Source organism: Aliikangiella coralliicola (assembly GCF_007004725.1).
GTDB classification, from domain to species: domain Bacteria; phylum Pseudomonadota; class Gammaproteobacteria; order Enterobacterales; family Kangiellaceae; genus Aliikangiella; species Aliikangiella coralliicola.
In genome coordinates this window covers 307196-323843 of the sequence record NZ_ML660165.1, presented here as the reverse complement: position 1 = coordinate 323843, position 16648 = coordinate 307196, and the positions used below count along the sequence as shown (strand labels likewise).

At 41.0% G+C, this 16648-nt stretch carries 14 protein-coding genes; 7 read left to right on the top strand and 7 right to left on the bottom strand.

The window, feature by feature from the left end:
* Positions 1 to 146: 146 nt before the first annotated feature.
* From msrA to FLL46_RS14710, 3 genes are all read right to left on the bottom strand, one after another.
* Entirely contained in the window at positions 147 to 1475 is a 1329-nt protein-coding gene (msrA, locus tag FLL46_RS14720; RefSeq protein WP_142932023.1) for a peptide-methionine (S)-S-oxide reductase MsrA, read from the bottom strand.
* A 288-nt stretch (positions 1476 to 1763) separates the two neighbouring features.
* Positions 1764 to 2201, bottom strand: a complete 438-nt coding sequence (locus FLL46_RS14715) for an SRPBCC family protein (RefSeq protein ID WP_168204175.1) — start codon at positions 2199 to 2201, stop codon at positions 1764 to 1766.
* Between the two features lie 60 nt (positions 2202 to 2261).
* The gene (locus FLL46_RS14710; protein ID WP_142932019.1) at positions 2262 to 2591 is read right to left on the bottom strand and encodes an ArsR/SmtB family transcription factor; all 330 of its coding nucleotides are present in this window, start codon (positions 2589 to 2591) and stop codon (positions 2262 to 2264) included.
* Between the two features lie 155 nt (positions 2592 to 2746).
* Here FLL46_RS14710 and FLL46_RS14705 point away from each other — a divergent pair, with 155 nt between their 5' ends.
* The 5 genes from FLL46_RS14705 (at position 2747) to FLL46_RS14685 (ending at position 7686) form a co-directional block, all read left to right on the top strand.
* On the top strand, positions 2747 to 3184 hold the full coding sequence (locus FLL46_RS14705) for an SRPBCC family protein (RefSeq protein WP_142932018.1): 438 nt from the start codon (positions 2747 to 2749) through the stop codon (positions 3182 to 3184).
* Between the two features lie 572 nt (positions 3185 to 3756).
* The gene (locus FLL46_RS14700; RefSeq protein WP_142932016.1) at positions 3757 to 3966 is read left to right on the top strand and encodes a cold-shock protein; all 210 of its coding nucleotides are present in this window, start codon (positions 3757 to 3759) and stop codon (positions 3964 to 3966) included.
* A gap of 200 nt (positions 3967 to 4166) precedes the next feature.
* Positions 4167 to 4772 carry an acyl carrier protein phosphodiesterase gene (locus tag FLL46_RS14695; RefSeq protein WP_142932014.1) on the top strand — a complete coding sequence of 202 codons (606 nt, stop codon included), beginning with the start codon at positions 4167 to 4169 and terminating at the stop codon, positions 4770 to 4772.
* A 511-nt stretch (positions 4773 to 5283) separates the two neighbouring features.
* Positions 5284 to 5661, top strand: a complete 378-nt coding sequence (locus tag FLL46_RS14690) for a hypothetical protein (protein ID WP_142932013.1) — start codon at positions 5284 to 5286, stop codon at positions 5659 to 5661.
* 12 nt (positions 5662 to 5673) lie between these two features.
* Positions 5674 to 7686: an Ig-like domain-containing protein gene (locus FLL46_RS14685; RefSeq protein ID WP_142932011.1), complete on the top strand. Its 2013-nt coding sequence runs from the start codon at positions 5674 to 5676 to the stop codon at positions 7684 to 7686.
* Positions 7687 to 7819: 133 nt separating this feature from the next.
* Here FLL46_RS14685 and FLL46_RS14680 read toward each other — a convergent pair whose 3' ends face one another.
* The 4 genes from FLL46_RS14680 to FLL46_RS14665 form a co-directional block, all read right to left on the bottom strand.
* Positions 7820 to 10951, bottom strand: coding sequence for an efflux RND transporter permease subunit (locus FLL46_RS14680; protein WP_142932009.1), 3132 nt, complete (start codon positions 10949 to 10951; stop codon positions 7820 to 7822).
* A gap of 12 nt (positions 10952 to 10963) precedes the next feature.
* Positions 10964 to 12256 carry an efflux RND transporter periplasmic adaptor subunit gene (locus FLL46_RS14675; protein ID WP_142932007.1) on the bottom strand — a complete coding sequence of 431 codons (1293 nt, stop codon included), beginning with the start codon at positions 12254 to 12256 and terminating at the stop codon, positions 10964 to 10966.
* Positions 12253 to 13557 (bottom strand): TolC family protein, encoded by a 1305-nt coding sequence (locus FLL46_RS14670; RefSeq protein WP_168204174.1) that lies wholly within the window; start codon positions 13555 to 13557, stop codon positions 12253 to 12255. Before FLL46_RS14670 ends, FLL46_RS14675 begins: the two co-directional genes overlap by 4 nt.
* A gap of 76 nt (positions 13558 to 13633) precedes the next feature.
* A complete protein-coding gene (locus FLL46_RS14665) occupies positions 13634 to 13987 on the bottom strand; it encodes a hypothetical protein (RefSeq protein WP_142932004.1) in 354 nt (117 codons plus the stop codon).
* Positions 13988 to 14405: 418 nt separating this feature from the next.
* Here FLL46_RS14665 and FLL46_RS14660 point away from each other — a divergent pair, with 418 nt between their 5' ends.
* Positions 14406 to 14963: an outer membrane beta-barrel protein gene (locus tag FLL46_RS14660; RefSeq protein ID WP_142932002.1), complete on the top strand. Its 558-nt coding sequence runs from the start codon at positions 14406 to 14408 to the stop codon at positions 14961 to 14963.
* 242 nt (positions 14964 to 15205) lie between these two features.
* Positions 15206 to 16345 (top strand): sterol desaturase family protein, encoded by a 1140-nt coding sequence (locus FLL46_RS14655; RefSeq protein ID WP_142932000.1) that lies wholly within the window; start codon positions 15206 to 15208, stop codon positions 16343 to 16345.
* Positions 16346 to 16648: the final 303 nt, after the last annotated feature.

Below are 16648 nucleotides of genomic sequence, written 5' to 3'. Positions count from 1 at the left end.
CTCAAAGGATTAGCAATGAATTAAAGGATAAGAAATTGGTTAATGAAAATAAAAAACAGGGCGTCTAAATCGACGCCCTGCTGTGTTGTAAATAATTTGTTTTAGTTAAATTTTTACCCGCTAACGAATCTGTCTGTCAATGGCAACTATCCGCTAACGGCATTCTTTTGTCGTGGGACGAAATCCAGCACCGTTGCGTTGATACAGTACCTTGGTTGCCCATTAGGCCCGTCAGGAAAAACATGACCTAAGTGAACGTCTGAAGTTTTTGAGCGAATTTCAATTCGTTTCAAACCATATTTATTATCTGGCTTTTCATACACCGAACCATCGACCGCTTTAGTAAAAGATAGCCATCCAGTGCCAGAGTTGAATCGGTCTCGCGTATCGAATAATGGTGCACCGCTTAATTTGTCAACAAATTGGCCGTCTGGTGTATTTTTAAAAATTTCATACTGCTTGCAAAATCGACTGTCTGTACCTTCATTAAAGGCCACATTGTAGGCTTCAGATTGTCCAAGTTTAAACTTACCGAGAGCTTTATAAAATTCTTCCGGTGACATATAACCCTGCTTACCAAAAACTTCCTGACCGTTTTCCAAAAATAATACAGTTGGTGTAGCCCAGGTTGGGGATTTTATTTTTAATCCCGTCAATTGAGAAGCCAGTCGAAAAGTGATTGGAATTGAGCCTTGATAGTCGGCGACGACATTTTCTTTAAATTTTTCACAGTAGGGACAGTAATTTTCAGCCTCTATAACGATTATCTGTTTGCCCTTTGTTAGCACACTATTGTCTACCTTTGCGATATTTTTCACCTGGTTGTTAAATTTGACGCCGGTAGAATGATCAGGACAGTAACCGTTAGGGTTTTTAACCAGGTAATCTTGGTGATAAGTTTCCGCAGCATAAAACTGGGTTAAAGGTTTAACCTGCGTGGTAATTTTTCCATAACCTTCCTTTGACAGTAATGTCTGGAATTGGTTGAGCACGTTGAGTGCTGTACTTATTTGTGAATCGCTGTTGGTTAAAATTGTTGAGCGGTATTGTGTTCCCACATCGTTCCCTTGACGGTTTAGCTGAGTTGGGTCGTGTCCTTCAAAGTAGTTTTGGAGAATTTTTTCGAGACTCACCAAAGAAGTATTAAAGGTAACTTTGACAACTTCCGCATGATTTTCAGGATTAAACTTGTTTCTTCGCTTGGTGATCTCGCGATAAGTTGGTGTCACGCTGCCATCGGCGTAACCAGATACTGCATCGATTACCCCGGGAATGGCTGCGTAGCGTTTTTCTGCTCCCCAGAAACAACCAGCACCCAGTACAATTGAGTCCAGGTGTTTAGACGCAGGCATATTTTTATCAATGGTATGGGTTGGTTTCGCAGCATTGGCCAGTGTGTGTTGTTTTGCCATTGGGTTTAAGGCAAAAAATAATATGACGATGATTGAGGCGCTAGCCAGAGTGACTCGTTTCATATTGTTTGAGATTCCTATCTTAAACGCTTGTTTCAGACGTTAGTGTTATCAATATAGCCGCTTTTTCGCAACTGTTTGATTATTAGAGTTAACATCTGAGCAGACGTTACAGCTTATTGTTGAATTATACGATGGGACAATGGTCGTCCACCTGGGTCGAGGTGGCGCGATTTATCGGAGGAATAGTTATTCAACGCTATAAAAAATAAGCCAATTGTACAGCTTAAAGCCAGGCCGAATAACCCGATTTAATATCAGTCTGAGTTGAAGCTGGTTTTATAAATAGAGTCAATAAACAGAATCAATAAACCGGGTTAGATTAGCAAGGCAGGCGTCCCACCCATTATTGTGAGCTTGTCTGGACTCTTCTGATGGAAACAGCGATTGCACTAATACTAGTTCAGTTCTGTTAGGCGATATTTCTTTAAAGTTAAGTTTGACTAAACTATCTCTTGCGATTGAAGAGTTCCAGGTTAATACGATCAAGGAGTATCGAATAATTTCTTTGTAGTGCCCGGTAATTTGAGAATCAGTTCCATTTTCAAAATACATTTTCACCGAAAATTTTCCGTTAACTGTAAAGTTACTTTCTACAGTTGAATTTTTAAACTTTTCTGATGCTGCAAAAAACCATTGGGCCATTATGCTGGCTTTAGACCAGGCATCGAAAAGCTGCCGTTTTGAACAATTGAATGTTTTTCTGATTATCAAGTCATCATTTTTCATGTTTAACCTTTTATACCAGCTGAATCGATTCATGTTGAAATATTAGGGGGAATTTAAATGCTAGGCGCCGTCGTCGCCGTTAATATAGTTTTCGAGTTCGTCTAAGCGGTTGCTCCAGAATCTTTTATGCATACCAATGTACATCGCGACCTCTTTCCAGATATCAAAATTCATATGGCAATAAACCGTTCTACCACGTTTACTTTTGTAGATAAGATCTGCGTTTTCCAATAATTTCACATGCTTCGAGATTGCGCCCAGTGTCACATCAAAGTTGTCTGCGAGTTGGCCAACAGTTTTCTTTCCTTCTGATAGCTCTTCCAAAATATCGCGGCGACGACTATCAGAAAGTGCGAAAAATATGTGATCGAGTCTTTTTTTACTTTCCATATTTGGAAAGTATAGTCTATTTAAAAATGGTTTGTAATTAATATTTTTATTAAATATCAATCATATATCATGAATTTAAAATTATACCTAAATATATATGAAATTGATATTAAGTCGCTATTATTTAAAGTGTTACTAATTCACAGGAGAACAAAATGAGCAACATTTCATTAAAGATAGGCGTCGCGACTGATAGAGCAACCACTTTGGCTGCGATAAACACGATTGAAGGACTTTCGAGTTGGTGGACAACTGATGTTAGCGGTGAGACGAGTGAGGGGCAAACTATTCGTTTTCGTTTCAATGAGAGTGGTCCAGATATGAAAGTAACGGCAAGTTCTAATGATAAAGTTGTCTGGCTTTGTACTGCCGGACCAGATGAGTGGTTGGGCACAGAAATCAGTTTCCTGATAAAAGACGAAGATGAAACCGTTATCTATTTTCAACATAAAAACTGGAGGGAAGAAACGCCGTTTCATTATCATTGTTCGATGAAGTGGGCTACCTTCCTGTTAAGTCTTAAGGAACTATTGGATGAAGGCAAAGGTCGGCCGTTTCCTGATGATAGAAAAATTGTGACGACAGGATTCTAATCAGATTATTGATGGTGACGGTTGTAAAAGCTTTATGCGTGTTAACTAAAGTTATCAGTGAACACGCAACCAAATAATAGCAATCAGTCGGGCTGTCATGAGGCCATGTAACTTCACAGCGCATTGTTTTATGCGATTTTAATTTGGATTTGTATGGCCTTGTTATTAAAAAACTGAAACAGATCGGTCGCAAATATTTCTTTTTGAAATGACAATTGAAAAAATATGTGCACGATTACCGGTTATTTGTTTTTTTGGGTTAATTCAAATTGAATTTTGTTGGTTTAGTGCTATGGTATTTTTGGGTCGTTGATCTTTAGTGGTTAATTGTTGGCAGTGATCACCCACTAAAGATCAATCAGCCTTAGTGGGAATTGTTTGTTGACATCCCGTTTATTGTCTATAAAATGTGGCGCGGCTAGGAAGAAAGTCTTTGTTTATTATCTCCATTTCGAAGTATTACAGCAGTATTCACATAATTCATCGTCTTGCAGTTTCTAAGTTACAGCCCGTTTTCTCGCTATTTACGCCTAACATGGCATCGTTTTATTTATTTTTACAGGATTATGATTATGTCTAATACAGTTACCGGAACCGTTAAGTGGTTCAATGAATCTAAAGGTTTTGGTTTTATCGAGCAGCAATCTGGCCCAGATGTTTTTGCTCACTTTAGTGCAATTGTTAGTACAGGATTCAAGACTTTGGCCGAAGGCCAGCAAGTTGAGTTCACTATTACGACTGGACCTAAAGGTCCTCAAGCGGAAAATATTGTCGCTATCTAATTAACGAGATAGTTACAAACACGCTTGATTGTAGTGACTTAAGTTTGTTAAGTCGTTAAGAAAAAAGAGTAAGAACAGTGTTCTTGCTCTTTTTTTTGTCTCATTTTTACAAAAGGACTTTGAATATTGCTATTTAGGATAAAATCTTAAATACTTTACGAGATTGGCCAATCTGATTTCTACACCACTGATTGAATTGAATGAATTATCTCGCCCACCTTTATCTTGCTGACATTAGTAATACTTCGCTAGTTGGAAATTTTCTAGGTGACTTTGTTCGTGGAAGGCTTGAGCAAACAGATTTGTCACCAGAGTATAAGCTTGGTGTGCGTTTGCATCGCAAGATTGATGTTTTCACTGACTCACATAAAATTGTTCAGAAAAGCCGCACCAGAATATCAAGCGGCCGCAGAAGATATGCCGGAATAATTGTCGATATGGCCTATGATCATTTCTTGGCGCGTAACTGGAAATTATTTTCTAATAAACCTCTTAATCAATTTGTACAGGACTTCCATGAAAGTTTGCAGCAAGACTTAGCATTGCTGCCGTTAAACAGCCGGCAAATTGTGCCACATCTCATCCAGGGAAATTGGTTGGAAAACTATCAATCGATTTCTGGTATTTCTTATGGTCTTAATGGAATTGGTAAAAGGTTTCAGCGGCGTTTCAATCGCGAAAACAATTTGAACAATTCTGTTGAAGAAATTATCTCAAACAAGAATGAGTTAGAACGAGATTTCTTCGATTTTTTTCCTGAGCTAGGCAAGTTCTCAAAAGATACCACCACCCTCATTAAAAACTGAGTAGCTTCATCGTTCGCCTTTTCCAATCTCATAGCTGATAGCAAAAACAACCAACCAATGCTTTCTCTCAATATGTTAAAAAAGATTTTGTATCTCTTGTTGTTATTTTTTATTTATTCGAGTCTTTATAATGTTTAAACAGGAAATTTAATTAATAAATAATATTTGAAACGCACAATAAAAGAATATTGCAATGTGATTTTTACCAACTCTTTGTTGCTGTAAAACTCATCTGCTTGAAAAAGTGACAGGTGTTTTTTGAACACCCTGGAAATGTTTGACTGAGTTTAACTTTCGATGTTAATTTTAATGATGTAAAAAATGGAAAATGTTTTAAACCTATTCAATAATTCGATGTTTAGAAAGTATTGAATTAAGTTTCAAAGGGAATTTGAAAATATCTACCTCGACCAAAGTTTGTGTTTTAAATTCCCTTCTTTTCAAAAGTGAGTTCGTCGCAGTATTCCGCAAATTGCAACGATTAATTTTTATCTACATTTAGGGAGCCATTATGAAAAAAACAATGTTAGTTTTATTCACAAGCTGCTTTGCTTACGGTATTAGTGCAGAAACTAATACAGAGGTTAAGGCGGAAACGAAGTCAAATATCTCGCGCTGTTTTGACGCTGAAACGTCAATTGATTTTAGAAGCTTGGGAAATGATGATTATCAAGCTGTCATTCAACACAAGGGGGTTAATCAAAAAGTTAAAGCGAATCTGGTAACCCAGGACAAAATGCTTAGCTTTTTTAAAAGTGAAGATAAATCAAAAAGCGCATTGAAGGTTATGCGAGAAAAGAAAAATCACTACAAGATAGAGTTCAAGGTAAATAACCAGTCTATTAGCAAATCGTTGATTTGCGAGCAATATAAAGACAAACAAGATTAAAAGGAGTTAACAATGAGAGCAAGGAATGTAAGTATTTTTTTACTGGCACTGTTTTCTTTTAGTGCAGGAGCGGCCAATCATATTACGATGGATAGCGATAGTGGTGATTGGATTGGCAAAGGTCTGTCGTATGATTTTTCCGATGAGTCTGGGACTTTTTCGGTAACGAAAAGCGATAGTCAGTTGCGTATTAATTATCGAAGCAATTCGTCAAGTGAATATTTTCGCTATGAGTTTGTTGCACCGGACAACCGAGTGCTTGAACGGGGTGGATATGTCAATGCTCAACGGGCACCGTTCCGGGGGCCTATGAATCCTGGATTAAGTGCGACCGGGAATTATCGGGGCTGTAATACTATCAATGGATATTTTTACATCTATGAGTATGAAACTGATGGAAGCTTGCCGGTTATCTCCCTCGACTTTGTGCAATTCTGTGATAGTACAAGTGATGCATTGCGCGGTTCGATTCGTATTAACACTGATTCACCAATTCCCTATCCTTTGCCATTTTCAGTAATTCAAGCGCCATCTATTGTCGTTGAAGGTCAACCAATCGCTGTCAATGGTGAATTCTCGAAAGGTGCTGATGGGTTAGCCAGGTCATTTGAATGGGCACAAGTTTCTGGTCCGTCAGTGAACTTCAGTGCTGTTCATGACGGATTGTCTGAAATCACTTTAAATGATCCGATCAAGCTGGGTGGCGAAGATGTCGTTATTGGTTTAACGGTTACTGATGATCTGAACCAGGCCGACACTTCAACAATGAGGATTAACGTGAAAAGTAAGAGTGATCCTCATAGCTATTTTCGAATGAGTAGTGAACCGGGAGATTATATCGGTCGTGGACTAGATTGGAGTTTTGACGAAGCCGACTCTTTAATTTCGATTCGGCGAAATTATGACAAAGGCGTTACCATGAACATTCGTGGCGGCTCCCGTTGGTCAGCGGATTTTGCAGCAGCAGATGAAGTTGAGTTGTTTAAGGGCGTGCATAGTCCGGCGACACGTTTCCCTTTCCAGGCAGCTGGAGAAGCAGGTTTATCCGTAACGGGAGATGGCAGAGGTTGCAATCGATCTTATGGATGGTTTGAAGTCCTTGATATGGAGTGGAACGGGCAAACGCCTACCTCTTTTAAAAGTACCTTTGAACAACATTGCGGAAGCCAGACCGCGCCATTGTTGAGCGGTGAAATTGGTTACAACACTGTACACGCAAGTGTGCCAACAGCAGAAGCTGGCCCAGATATTACTATCAACGAGGGCGCAACGGTGTCTCTGGATGGCTCTAATTCAGTCGATGTCGATGGTCGTGTTTCCAGTTATTTTTGGACGATAGATAATGAAAATGTGCAAATTAAAAATGCCGATACTTCATGCCCAACTTTTATTGCGCCTCAATTAGAAAACGGGGCTTCTTCAATGGTGTTAACGGCGACTTTGCTGGTTGTTGACGATTTAGGTTATCAAGCAAAAGATGAAGTTTTAATTACAGTGATCCCTAATGAAAGTCCAATTGCTAAAGATGATGCTTTGACTTTAAATATTGGTCAGAGCGCGCTGATTTATCCTTTACAAAATGACACGGATGCTGACGGTTCACTGGTTGTCGAGTCGCTCAATATTATCAATAATCCGACCAGTGGAAAGACTTTTGTTGAGTCAGGAGGTTATGTCTTGTACAAGCATACAGGTGATAATATCGGACAAGATTATTTTACTTACCAGGTTAATGACAATAGTGGTTCCGCATCCAACACTGCTAAGGTTCGTATCAATATCACTAATGGAAGTAACTTGACCACTAGCGCCGAGATGATTGAGCAGCTGGAAATGATTGTTAGCCCAGATATCGTTGAGAACTTAAACCACTCTTCAACTGGAGAGAATGTATTATTAAATTCTGAATCGACAAAAGTTGAACAGCCAAATAAGCAATCTGTTTCAGGCAATGCTTCAGGTGGCGGATCGTTAGCGCTATATTTTCTCGCATTTTTGCTGTTGTTGCGTAGAACTAAAGGGTAGATGTTTACAGATTACGGAAAATAAATCCGCTGGTCATAAGTTGGGTTAGCTGCTTTTTGGCAGCGTAACCCAACACTTTTGTTGATGTTGAAGGCAAATTATTTAATTATTAATTACCTATGAGTTGATAACATTACGACGAGTTTTTATCAAAGCTATAAACCAGTCGATAAAGCGTCGGCAGGATTACCAAAGTCAATAAGGTCGATGAGATAATGCCACCAATCACAACCGTCGCGAGTGGTCGTTGTACTTCAGCACCGGCGCCGGTATTAAATGCCATGGGAACAAAACCAAGACTAGCTACCAGTGCAGTCATCAAAATTGGGCGTAACCTTTGACTGGCGCCATGTTTTATCGCATCAATTAGCTTCATACCACGTTTTTGAATATCCCGAATAAAGGAAATCATTACCACGCCGTTCAACACAGATATTCCAGAAAGCGCAATAAAACCAATTGCCGCTGATATTGATAAAGGCATGTCTCTGAGTGTTAGTGCTAACACGCCGCCTGTTAATGCGAGTGGAATGCCAGTAAAAATAATGAGGCTATCGCGAAATGAATTGAATGCGCCAAATAACAATCCGAAAATTAGCAATAAAGTGACGGGAACAACAATTGATAGTCTTTGACTTGCGGATTCAAGTTGCTCAAATGTGCCACCGTATTCTATCCAGTAGCCACTCGGTAAGTTCAACTCGCTTTCCATCAACAATTGTGTTTCAGCAATAAAAGAACCGAGATCACGATTTTCCACATTCGCGGTTGCCACAACATTGCGTTTTCCGCTTTGTCGATTGATTTGATTCGGGCCTTTAATTTCTTTAATAGTCGCAATTTCTCCTAGCGGAACATAACTTAAATCTGGCGTCGCTTCACTAGAAAGAGCGATAGGAATTTGAGCCAGGCTTTTTGGATTTCTTCGCACGGAATCATCCATTCTCACCAGTAACTTAAATCGCCTATCTCCTTCGTAAATCAGTCCGGTTTGAATACCGCTAATCGCCGCTTGAATAGCGAATTGAACGTCGCTTACATTTAACCCGAGAAGTGCCATATGATCCCGTTGCGGTTCAATGGAAAGCATAGGTAGTCCTTTCATCTGTTCTACGCGAACGTCTTTAGCTCCTGCAACTCTAGCGAGCAAATTACTGGCTTTTTCTCCATACTCGGCGAGCGTTTCAAGATCGTCACCGTATATTCTGACTGCAACATCAGAGCGAACGCCTGCGATTAACTCGTTAAAGCGCATTTCAATTGGTTGAGTAAATTCATACTTATTCCCTGGCACTTCTTCAACAGCAACTCTTAACTCATTCAAAAATTCGGCTTTAGTTTTCGAAGGATCAGGCCATTGCTCTTTCGGTTTTAAAATAATAATAGTGTCAGCGACATTGGGGGGCATGGGATCGGTTGCAACTTCCGGTGTACCGATTTTTCCGAAGACTCGCTCGACCTCATCAAATTCGCGAATGACTTTGCCGAGTTGCTTTTGCATTTCTACGGCTTGTTCGAGGCCTGTACCGGGAATTCGCAAAGCGTGAAGTGCGATATCATGCTCATCTAATTGCGGTAAAAACTCAGTGCCGAGTCGTTTTGCCTGAAATCCGCCGGCTGCTACTAATAACGTCGCTGCCGTTAGTAAAATGAAAGGTCGCTTTAGTGAAAAGTTAAGTAATGGTTGATAAGCATGACGCGCTTTTGCCATGATCCAGTTTTCCTTTTCGCTAATTTTACCGCTAACAAAAATGGCCACTGCTGCAGGAACAAATGTCACTGAAAATATTAGTGCGCCGATCAAAGCCGCTATCACAGTGAAAGCCATTGGTTGAAACATCTTTCCTTCCACACCGGTCAAAACCATTATTGGTGCGTAAACCAGGGTAATGATCAAAACGCCAAAAACTGCCGGTCTGAAAACTTCTGCAGTACTATGGGTAACTTCCTGTAAGCGTTCAGATAAGGAAAGTGTTCGTTTTAATTTTGCTTGAGCTTGAGCTAATCGTCTGAGCGCATTTTCAACGACTATGACTGCGCCATCGACAATTAGTCCAAAATCAATTGCGCCCAAGCTCATCAGGTTTCCTGAAACCTGGTTACTTGCCATGCCTGTAATGGCAAACAACATACTGAGTGGAATAACCATCGCAGTAATCAACGCAGCACGCATATTACCTAACAGCAAAAACAGAACGGCGATAACCAGTAAAGCGCCTTCGAGTAAATTTTTTTGCACCGTTGCAATGGTTTTATCGACCAGGGTGGTCCGGTTATAGGCCGCTTCTGCCACAATTCCTTCGGGTAAACTCAGATTGACTTGTGCCAGTTTTTCAGCCACGGCTTTTGATACCGTGCGACTGTTTTCCCCAAGCAGCATAAATGCCGTTCCTAGCACCGTTTCTTTACCATTTTGTGTTGCAGCACCCGAGCGAAGTTGTTTACCTAATTTTACTTCGGCTACGTCTTTAATTCTTACCGGTGCGTCGTCTCGCTTGGCAATCACGACTTCAGCGATTTCTTCCATAGTCTGTAGTTGCCCGGGAGAACGAACCAACCACTGTTCGCCATTTCGCTCGATATAGCCTGCGCCCGCATTTCGGTTGTTTTTTTCCATGGCACTAATCAGATCACGAATGGTGACTTTATATGCCAGTAGTTTTTCTGGAAAAGGGGTAACCTGGTATTCCCGTTCAAAACCGCCGATACTATTGATTTCAGTAATGCCCGGAACTTTGACTAACTGCGGCCGAATAATCCAGTCTTGGATGGTTCGTAAATCTTCTGCCGAGTAAGTCGTTCCGTCAGCTTTGGTTGCGTTTTTTTCAGCACGAATGGTATAGGTGAAAATCTCACCTAACCCGCTGGCAATTGGCCCCAGTTGAGGTTCGATTCCTTGTGGTAATTCGCCGTTAATACTTTGCAGTCTCTCACTGACTTGTTGTCGCGCCCAATATATATCCGTACCTTCTTCGAAAATGACGGTCACTTGCGACAAACCATAGCGAGACAGCGAGCGGGTATAGTCGAGCTTCGGGATTCCGGCCATTGCATTTTCAACAATGTAGGTAATCCGTTGTTCGGACTCTAACGGAGAGTAGCCATCGGCTTTGGTGTTAATCTGGACCTGGATATTCGTGATATCAGGAACCGCGTCTATCGGTAGTCGAGAGGCGTTAAACAATCCAAGTATGGCGATCAGAAATGTAGCGATTAGTATCAGCCAGCGCTTTTCCACTGAAAAAGCGATCAATCGATTAATCATTATTGATCCTCCTTAGTGGTCGTGGCTTGCGCCGTCTTTGAGCACTTCTGCTTTGAGTAGAAAGCTATTGCCCGTCACATATTCAGTACCAGGTGCTATACCGCCGAGTACTTCAACGTACTCGCCGTCGCTCTCGCCCAGTTGTACCATACGAACTTCAAAAGTATTGCCGAACTTGGCGAACACCACCGGCATATCGCGAAAGGATTGTATTGCGTTCACCTTAACGGCTAAATCCACAGGACGATTTTCTATCTCAATATCTGCCTTAATGTGCATACCGGGGCGCCAGTGTCCGTCAGGATTTTTCATAACGGCTCTTGCCCGGGCGATATGCCCACCGGTCATTTGTGGAGCGATGTAGTCAATTTTAGTTTTAACCCTTTCATGGTGATGTAAATCGTATACGATGACGTTTTGACCTTTTGAAAGCCGTTCAATATTTTCAGGAAACGCTGACAAGTCTACCCACACTTCAGACAGATCGATGATTTCCAGAATCGCGTTTTCGTCTGCACGATCACCTGTGTTGGAAAAGACACCACTGATCTCACCGTTAGTCGGACTTTCAAGATAGTAGTTTTGTAGTGTTTGAGTGTTGTGTAAGGTGGCGAGCCGTTGACCTTTCACAACTTTATCTCCGACATTCACATTTATTTTTTCAACCAGGCCCGGGTAGGGAGCATGAAGTTGAAACTTTTTATTTTGTGGTACGCTGATGACGCCAAAAAGAGTATCGGTAAACTCAAGGGTTTGGGGAGTTATGTTTTCGGTTTCAATGGCCGATAGTTTAATCAGGCGATCACTTATTTCGGCGCGGCCTTCGTGATTATCGTAGTGCCAGTGATAAGATTTACCCTGAAATTGTGCTTTAATGGTGACGTCGAAAGAGTGGGGTTCGATGACCTCTTTATCGCCCACCAGGTAGTTTCTTTCGGGGGTAAATTGAATGATATCCTGAACGCCGCCCAATCGATCAAGTGTAACTGTTAATTCGACTTTTTCCGGCACTATTTCAGTTTCATTTTGATAAGCAAAAATTCTCATTTCCGGCGGAATACCCGACTCGAAAATAGTTACCTCAACGGAAAAGTCCTCATCGGATAAAAGCTTACCGCCGTTCGGGCCTTTTATTTCCGTATGCTCAGTTTGCTCGGCATGGTGTGAACCTGAGGCCATGCTGAGCTGACTAAAGCCCACTAGTCCGGTAAGGGCGATACCGACATAAAAAGTTTTAATAAGGCTCGCTTTGGTTTGTGTGACTTTCACACTTGCCTTAATGATATTAATTAAAAATAAAATCATGATTTTTCCCCTTTACTGGCGGTAACAACATTGCTCATCGATTGACCGGTAATACGTTCGAGTTCAAGGAACTGTAAATAGATTTGCTGATGGGTTTGGATTATTGCTCGTTCAATCGAAAATAATTCCGATTGTGCATCAACCCATTGCAATACCGAGTAGCGGCCTTTCTGATAACCATTTTCGGTTTCTCTTAGTAGCTTCTGAGCTTGGGGTAACATTTTTTGTCTCATGCGATTGGCCTGTGACATAAGGTTGGTGAGATGCTGTCGAGTTTCGAGCAACGTAAGGCGTAGTTGCTGCCGGATCCATTCGCTTTGTTGAATACTTAAATCCAGTTTTGCTTGTGCTGCCTGTATTCGACCTTTGTTGGGATTTTTAAAAGCCAGTGGCATTGAGAAGCTAAAGTTAAGCGACTGATCGCCGCTTGATTGATGTTGTCTTATTCCTACTCCGAAAGTCATATCGCTTTGGCCGTTAGATTTCGCCAGATCTACCCGATAATCGGCAATTCGCTGCAATGCAATTTGGTTCAAAACCCCTGGCAAATTGTTAACAGAATCGTTAATCATTGCTTCTGTTGGAATGGACGGAAAGGTATCGAGTTGTCCGTCAACAGTGTCGAAATTGGAGTTTGTCATCCACATTGAAGCGAGTCGAGTTTTGGCGATATTTAAATCTGCTGTCAACTTTTCCTGAAGCGCCTCTGATCGCGTTAATCTCAGCGCCATTTTGGAAACATCTGCTTGTCCGACTGCACCTGCCTTCGCTCTTTTTTCAATAATACCTAATGCGTTTCGTTCTTTAACAACTCTTCGTTTTGCCCAGGATTGTTGTGCCTGTAACGCAAGAACCTGGTAGTATCGCCGGCTGGTTTCAGCCAGTATATCAAGCCTGGATAATTCGTATTCGCGTTTAAGTTGTTGTGTTTCGGAATTAGCAAACCTGAGGCGATTTTGCCGTTTCTCACCCAACTCGACAGTTTGACTTAATGTCAGGTTAATTTGGGCGTTATCAAAACTTTTAAATTCACCCGAGCCCAGGGCATTTTCTACTTCGATGCTGAGTTTTGGAATTGGACTTAAACTCGCTTGCGTTCCCATGGCTTCAGCGCCACGAATCATTAATGGATAAGCCTGAAGTTGTGGGTTTTGGGCTAGTGTTCGTTGTAACGCTTGTTCCAGATTGATGGATTGTTCGGCCTGTACCGAGCTGATAAACAGATAGAAGGTTCCGAGCGCTATACTCAGAACGTGGCTCGATCGCCGCAAAGCTGATCGAGTCCTCTTAAGAATATTCATGATTTTCTCCATAGCGGGCGCGCGTCAATCGAGCGTGCCAATACAATTAATTAAAATATATAAAAAGTGATGGAGATTAGAGCGTTGGAGGTGGAACCGGTGGCGTGTGAGTAAGGCTGGTTAGTCTGGATTCGAAAAATACTGGCGGACTACTAAAGCGCCGATTAAATTCAGCGATTTCATTTGACAGTAGAAAAATATGTAAATGAATATGGAAATGTTTGTCAACACTATGCTCGCTCGGACTATCAGGCGAATTTTGATCCAGTTCGCCCCAACTAGAAAGCGCGTCTGACTGGTAACTAATGTCCAGATGTAAATGCGGAATATTGTGAGAAGCATGGTCGCTTTCAGCCATATGAGCAGACGCCCACACGCCGTTAATGAGTAGTTGGCTGATGATGAGAAGAACGAAAAGTCGTTTGATCATGCTCTCTAGGAAATATCGCTTAAATTGTAATCAATAGTTCGCAGCAAATGCTATCAAAATGGTAGCGAATTGCAAGGAATTAGGGCAAATCTGCAGCCGAAATCGCTACAAAATGTGACGGAATGCATGGCGTAATTAAGATTTAAATTGGTGAGTTGAGCTTGATAATCTGTTCTCCTTATTAACCTTCTGGGATTCTATGACTGCTACGCCAATATTGAATTCAGGTAAATATGACGAACTGGTCGTTATATTTATTTGGAATTGAAAATACGCCGATGTAGGTTTAGCGCGCCGTAAAAAGTGTTACCATTCGGTGCTGCGAAGTTCAGGTAATATTTACGTTCCCTGAACTAATTTAAATTACCTTAATCTAAAAAAACTCAATTGAGTATGATAATAAATTTGGAAAAAAAGTATGCGTAAAATTTCATTGTTATTAGCAAGCTTGGCGTGTTCGCTATCGGTTTCAGCAGAAGAGGCTTTCTATGTATCTATCGATCTGGGAAGAAGTTCGTTTGATGTTAAAGATAGTTATTTCCCTGCCGGGGTCAATGGTTATTCTGAGAAAGAAACTTTCGAAAATATTGCGGCAGGGTGGAGAACCAATAGCGACTGGATCTTTGAACTCGGTTATGAACTCGATCATGTCATTGATGCTTTTGACGACCTGTTTACGGATAGCTCAATTAGTAACGAAACCGAATTTGACGGTCTATATTTGAAAGTTGCTAAGCGCATCGAAGTTGGGGATTTTTACTTCACTCCTGCGGTCGGTTATATGAATTGGGAGTTGAATGCCGATCCTGGACCTGGCTCAGGCGATGTGATTAAGGATGGTAATTCTCTCTTTTATGAACTGGCATTTGAGAAGCAATTGTCACAAAGTTGGTCAATGGGATTGAAGTATCGGGTATTAAATGAAGATGAGTTTGATGTAGAGTCCTTTGGTATCAACGCAACTTTTAGTTTTTAATCGACGTTTTTTGCGCTTTATTTTAATGAACCGTCTGCGAATATTATTTTGTAAGGAGTGATGAGCGATAGCGTGAAATAATGTTAGAATATTCGTCCGAATTAGTGAATTGATTTAATTGTTGGGATCGGGGAGATTGATCCTGATTGAAATCAGTTGAGTGGGTTGTTTGATACAAATCGACCAGCCCAAAATCACTCATTGAAATTGGACCAAAGTTGTTGAGAAGACGGATAGATTTTATGCCTGAAGAAAGCCACATCTACAAACCGAGAAAAACTGAGGATATGTCTGATCGGGCATTTCGATTGGGCGAGGGAAAAATTAGCGGCTACCTGTCTTGCTCATTAGGAATTCTCAGCTTTTTAGCAGTACTTTGTTATCAATTTCCGGCTTATTTAACGACTGCTGATTTACGGGCTGTCTATGATGCGAAGATTTTACAAGTTGCTTTGATGATTACCCTTTGGTCGTCACTTGGTTTCGCTTTATTAACCTTTATTTTGTCAAAACATCGACGGCTCGGCGCTATTGGTGTGGTTTTTTCTCTACTCGCATTTTCATTAGGCGGTTATACAATTCCTGTGAGAGGTGTTGAGTCAAACACATTGTCATTAGGCCTCGACTGGCTTATTTTAACTTTGATTGCCTCGGTGATGATATTTACTTTCCTGGAGAAAATAATCCCCAAATATCGTGAGCAGGCGATTTTACGGCCAGAATGGCAATTGGATTTGTTTTATTTTTGCTTTAATCATTTGTTAATTGCAGTGCTGCTGCTGATTTCCAATTATTTTGTTGTCACTGTTTTTGGCTGGGCGGCGAGCAGTCAACTACAGGCATGGGTTCAATCTTTACCGGTTGTTGTTCAGGTGGTTATTCTCATCGTTTGCGCTGATTTTGTTCTATATTGGTCGCACCGATTTTTTCACGAAAATCCCGGCCTATGGAAAATCCACGCAGTTCACCACTCGGTTGAACACATGGATTGGCTTGCGGGCTCCCGCAATCATATTGTACAAACAATTGTCGACCGCTCGATTGCGATGTTACCCTTGTATTTATTGGGTGCAGATAAAGCTGCACTGGATATTTACGTTACTTTTGCGGCGTTTCAGGCTGTTCTGGTCCACGCGAATATTGGCATTCCGTTCGGTCCTTTGAAGTATTTGGTGGTTACCCCCCTATATCATCATTGGCACCACAGCTCTGATAAACCGGCAATTGATTCCAATTATGCCGTGCATTTACCGTTATTTGACCGCTTATTTGGTACTTATCATATGCCTAGCCAACATTGGCCACAGGAATATGGTACAACCAAACGATTACCGAGAACATTTTTAGGGCAATTGTTTTACCCGTTCAAAAGGTCGCAATAACGCGTTTAACCGACGAGAGAGTTCGCTAGTACAACTAAAAAAATTGTCACAGCTACGATTACTGCGCCGGTAATCGCTAAGTTTTTGACGATTATAGTGTCGTCATTGGTTTTTTGAGCACTCATAGACATCCAGCATTTTTGAGAAAAGTAAACCCAAACTAGTTGAAAAAATGCGTTCGTATTTTGATCTAAATCAATAGGTCTGTTTTATTTTTGATAAATTTCCCTTAACGAGTTTGGCTTTGCTAATCTCTCTTTGAAATTTTGACAAAGAAAACGAATGCGGCTAGCTTTCATAAGT